Genomic DNA, 4,641 nt, shown 5'->3' on the forward strand with positions numbered 1-4,641 from the left:
CCAAATTGTCGAACAACGCTCGGATTTCGATCTCAATCCCCACAAATTCACGACTGAATATCAAGCCGAACAAGTACTACTCCAGCAGCGGATCGTCGATGCCCAAACTCGACTCGCTAATGTCACCCTCGACTACGATCTGCGGGTCAAAATCTCTCAAGTCTGCTCGCAATGCGATGTCGATGGATTGCGTGGCGATATCGTTACCAACCGCGCTGCCAAAGCGTTAGCAGCATTGGAAGGGCGGACGGAAGTCACTGTCGATGATATCAGTCGGATTATCGCGCTCTGTCTGCGCCACCGACTCCGTAAAGATCCGCTCGAATCGATCGACTCTGGCTACAAGGTTAATAAAGTCTTTGCTGAAGTATTTGGCATCGAACTGGCTAAGTAATCAAAATTAGTTTAAAAGTAGCGATTAAAAAGCCGGTTTCCTCGCAGAAACCGGCTTTTAATTGCGCATGAATGTCTAGAGATATGCTCTAGCCCAATTTTTTCTTGCTCATCTTACGTTTGAGTAAGACAACAGAACCAAAAGCGAACGCAGTACCCACAAAATCCGAAGGTTCTGGAACTTCAGAAGCATCAGCACTACCTGTCATTGCAACACGGATACCAGCAGGGTTGTTCCCTTGACCGTCGTCAAAATTGTTGATAGTAAAGGACAAGGTATTGAGTCCAGCCGCAAAATTAGCAGTGCTATCGATGTTAAATGCTGTGAAGCTAGCAAAGTTAACGCTACCAGCATTGGCACTGATGCCTGTGGCAGATCCATTCAATAGAATACTCACGCCACTATTATCACCAGCCCAATTCCCGGAAATCAGTGCTGTACCAGCATTTAGACCAGCAAGGTCGAATGTTGTACTGTAAGTATAATTTCCTGGAGCAACGCTGGTAGAACCAATCCAAGAAGATGTGGCATCATTAGCCAACCAAGGTCCGATCGGGAACGCACCATTAGGAACGATTGTGGTGCTGCCGCCACCAGTGACGGAATAAGTACCAACACCAGTATTACCAAGACCGATCGAAGCTGCTTGCGCGCGATCGACTGAACCAAATGCCATAGCGAGGGTTGCACCGCTGAGTGCAACGCCACTTAATAGAGTGCGAGTTGTCATTTTCATAGTAATCTGCCCGTAAATATCTGTAAATCTAGCTAGAACAAAAGAGAAAGGGGGTCTGAAGAGAACCTACAGCACTGTCTTGGCTGTGTATTCCATAACAATTTAATCCGCAATATGATGGATGTCAAGTATGTAATAGTACTACTATCTAAGCCATTTCACTTGGATTTTGAGCGATTGTGCTCGATCGATCGAGCCTAAATACTCATTCTCTACTAAGTTAGTGTGCCCAGAATTGAGAGCTTCGTAACACTGGAAATTGCTAATTATTGGCAAACTTCGCTGCTACTGGCGCAAACACCGATCGACTCTAGCTTGTAAATATTTCAATTAGGCTTCGCGGTAGCGATCGAGACTCTAAATCGATCTAGATCCATGAATCGAATGTCTGTAAGTGGCAGGATCGGGAATAAGTACTTCCAAAGTTCGGTTATCACTCTGCCACTTACAGAGATCGAGCTTAGGGTAAAACCAATTTTGCATGTCATTACAGAGTCGTGTCTTGAAGGGGCTGACAGTGATAAAGCTGATATTGATAGCCATAGACTCCTCGCGTAAACTGTTTGGAGCGAGTGCAAGTAGGCGGCAGGTCGATCGGCGCGTGAAAATTAACCGTCCACAGATCGATCGGCTGTGTGAATCGATCGACAGTTTCGCGCAGCAGCCGAGTCGCCGGACAATCGCGACCGCAGAACTTTGACTTTTGACTAGCTAATAATAACTGCGTATGGGGTGAGAGCCAGTCCGCTCCCGTCCGCCGCATCTCCCATCCCAATCCCATCATCTCGCCGACCGGAACGATACTATGGCGGGTAGTGACAACTAGGACAGGGTGTGGTGCCGATTGGGAGAGCAGGGGGATAAGTAATTCGGGGCGATAGTATTTGTGATAACCATAGTTGCTTGCGACGATCGCACTACTGACTGCGCCCATCATCAAGACGATCGCGACAGCTTGTTGTCCCGACACCCATTTGGCGATCGATGGACGACTGTGCCAACAACTAGCCAATCCTAGCCCGACGAGCATCATCAAGCCAGGAAAATAACTAAAGTGATATCTCGCCCCGCGTGTAATATCGAAGCCCGTCAGCAACGGGATCGTGAGGTAGAGCAGAATAGAGAGCGCAGAAACACTCAAGATCGCTAGCGTCCCCATCTGTGTCTGTGCGTGCTGCAATTGGCGATCGATCCCGCGATCGAGCATGGGTAGCACCCAGGCAAAAAATGCGAGCATCAAAATCGCTGACAGTAGCACCGTGGGAATATTCAGATCGATCGCCTGTTCGGACAGGATCGCTGGTGGTAGTTCGGTGACTTCCACTAAAAGTAGCGACAGCATCGAGATCGCAGCTCCCAGAGTTTGGAACAGGGGATTGAAGAGTTCGATCGCGCGATGGGGTTCGCTGTCAATCCAGCTAGGGCGGTGTAGATTGACATTAGTCACCAGCCACCACAACCACGCAGCCAGCCCTACTGCTGGACTCAGGACGGCTACTAATAATCGCTGCCATCTAAATTTTGGTCTCGGATGGGGCACGAGTGCTGTGTCAGATCCGAGGGAGATTTTTTGACGCATCTGCCACCGCCAAACCCCACCTAAAGAGATCGACTGAGCGATAAGAGCGATCCCAAACAGAGCATGGGTGCCAACGCCCAAAATATTCACGACTAGCCAGATCGAGATCGTGCCTACTGGTAACTTGCGATCGCTAGTAAGATCCTGACAGGCGATCGCCAAGCAACTAATCGAGATCGTTATCCACAAGATCGCCAAACTATAGTGACGCGCTTCCTGAGCGATAAATACGCCATAGGGGGATACTGCCAACATCGCCGCAGTGAAATTAGCGATCGATTGTCCCCGCAGTGCATTTGTCTGCGTGGTAGCGAGCACGCTCGATCGACTAAAAATCGCGTAAGTGCAAAAATAACCACACGGAATCGTTAATGTACCCAAGGCGGCTGGCAAAGCTCTTGCCGCCCACAGATCGGCGAATCCCGCTTGAGTGGGAAATAGTTTCATCCACCAATAAGCGATCGCAAAATAGATTGGAGGTTGGCGATCTTCGATCGCGATCTGATGGACGATATCGGCCATCATCGCCTGGGGATTAGGAATTAAGGGGGCGAGTAAATCGCCGATGTTAATGACTCGATCGAGTGGCACCGCGTCAAAACTATTGCCCACACTCAATACTATTGTTCTAAATTCGTCCGTCCACGGCGGTTTGCCTTCTAAATTAGCAAATCGTAAACCAGCACCGATCGCCGTCCATAGCAGTAACCACAACCATTGTTTACCTTCGGTCTTGACTGGCAACATGTGGGGGTTCTAACTTAGGTGATGTAAATGCTGTGGAGATAACGATCGATAGTTATTTGAATTTAAGTTCGCTCTAGTTAGCGATCGACTAAGATTGGGTCGCGATCGCTTACACTAACTTGTCAATTAATCCCGTAATTGATTTTTGAATCTTTTGTTTGCGTTCCCAATTTTTAAAAGCGCGCTCGTATGCCTGTCCTTGCCGCTGATAAAAGAGTTTCCAGGCATCTAACCCAAAACTCATGCCCCAACAAATTAGGATGTATAAAGACCACGGTACGCCAAACCCGGTCAGAAAATTGAGGGCGACTAAGCAACTATTTGTAATAGCGTATTTGCCAAATTTGTCTTGAAATTGCGATCGCCGATAGGCATCGAACTCTTGAAATTTAGCGTTAGCACTTTGGTGCGTCAACCACTGAGTTTCGGCTAGCTTGAGCGCATCCGGTGCAATCCGCATTTCGTCAGCAATCTCCAGTAACTGTGCGTACGATAATTCCGTACCCGCACTCGGATGCTGCGCCAAGGCAATGTTCAAAATTTGCTGGACGTCTTCTTGACTATAGGAGCGAGTTAAAGCTGTTTCTGAAGAGTTCATATCCACTCGTAGGCGTAAGTGCTCGATGGTTGCGTCGAATCAATAACTAATATCGTCAGATCGACAAGAATCTAATGCCATTATGACATTGAATAACTAGCGATGTCTGGCGCGATCGCTACCCTAATTACCGTACTGCGATTACCTAACGGTAGGCTGCGCCAACGATCTAACCCGCAAGCTGCCACCAGCCAAAACTCGGCCCAATTAACCGCACTGTCAACCACCCAAACACCAGCAGTCCGATCCCAATCCAGGCACCTTGAGTACTGACTCGTACAAAATCTTCTGACTGAGTGGTCGTCAGCGGCAACCACGACACAATCCGCTTGGATTCTGGTGCTCCTTGTTCTTTCCGTCGTTTGGCGTCGCCCATAATATCTCCACTCGTTCTCAGCTTACCCTCAGAATCTAGATATTATTCCCGGCTGTTGTCAACACGCTGCAACGTATTTTAATCAAATCTGAGTCGGTCGCGATCTGGCAATACTAAAATTTCAAACTCAATTTTACCAGAAGCGATTTATTGCAGTACTTGCAGACACCTTAATTGTGAATCTGGTACTCCAGACTGTAACCAAAAAATG

The 4,641-nt window shown here is 48.0% G+C and carries 4 protein-coding genes and 1 pseudogene; 1 reads left to right on the plus strand and 4 read right to left on the minus strand.

The window, feature by feature from the left end:
• Positions 1-394 (plus strand): annotated as a pseudogene (locus RMO84_RS19525) (magnesium chelatase ATPase subunit I); the annotation flags it as partial.
• 88 nt (positions 395-482) lie between these two features.
• Here the strand turns inward: RMO84_RS19525 and RMO84_RS19530 are convergent.
• From RMO84_RS19530 to RMO84_RS19545, 4 genes are all read right to left on the minus strand, one after another.
• The gene (locus tag RMO84_RS19530; protein WP_310490104.1) at positions 483-1,130 is read right to left on the minus strand and encodes a PEP-CTERM sorting domain-containing protein; all 648 of its coding nucleotides are present in this window, start codon (positions 1,128-1,130) and stop codon (positions 483-485) included.
• A gap of 487 nt (positions 1,131-1,617) precedes the next feature.
• Positions 1,618-3,456, minus strand: a complete 1,839-nt coding sequence (locus RMO84_RS19535; RefSeq protein ID WP_310490105.1) for a hypothetical protein — start codon at positions 3,454-3,456, stop codon at positions 1,618-1,620.
• A 109-nt stretch (positions 3,457-3,565) separates the two neighbouring features.
• Positions 3,566-4,054, minus strand: a complete 489-nt coding sequence (locus RMO84_RS19540; protein ID WP_310490106.1) for a 2TM domain-containing protein — start codon at positions 4,052-4,054, stop codon at positions 3,566-3,568.
• Between the two features lie 169 nt (positions 4,055-4,223).
• Positions 4,224-4,430 (minus strand): DUF2839 domain-containing protein, encoded by a 207-nt coding sequence (locus RMO84_RS19545; protein ID WP_310490107.1) that lies wholly within the window; start codon positions 4,428-4,430, stop codon positions 4,224-4,226.
• Positions 4,431-4,641: the final 211 nt, after the last annotated feature.

It is taken from the genome of Chamaesiphon sp. VAR_69_metabat_338 (assembly GCF_031423935.1).
Taxonomy (GTDB): Bacteria; Cyanobacteriota; Cyanobacteriia; order Cyanobacteriales; family Chamaesiphonaceae; genus Chamaesiphon.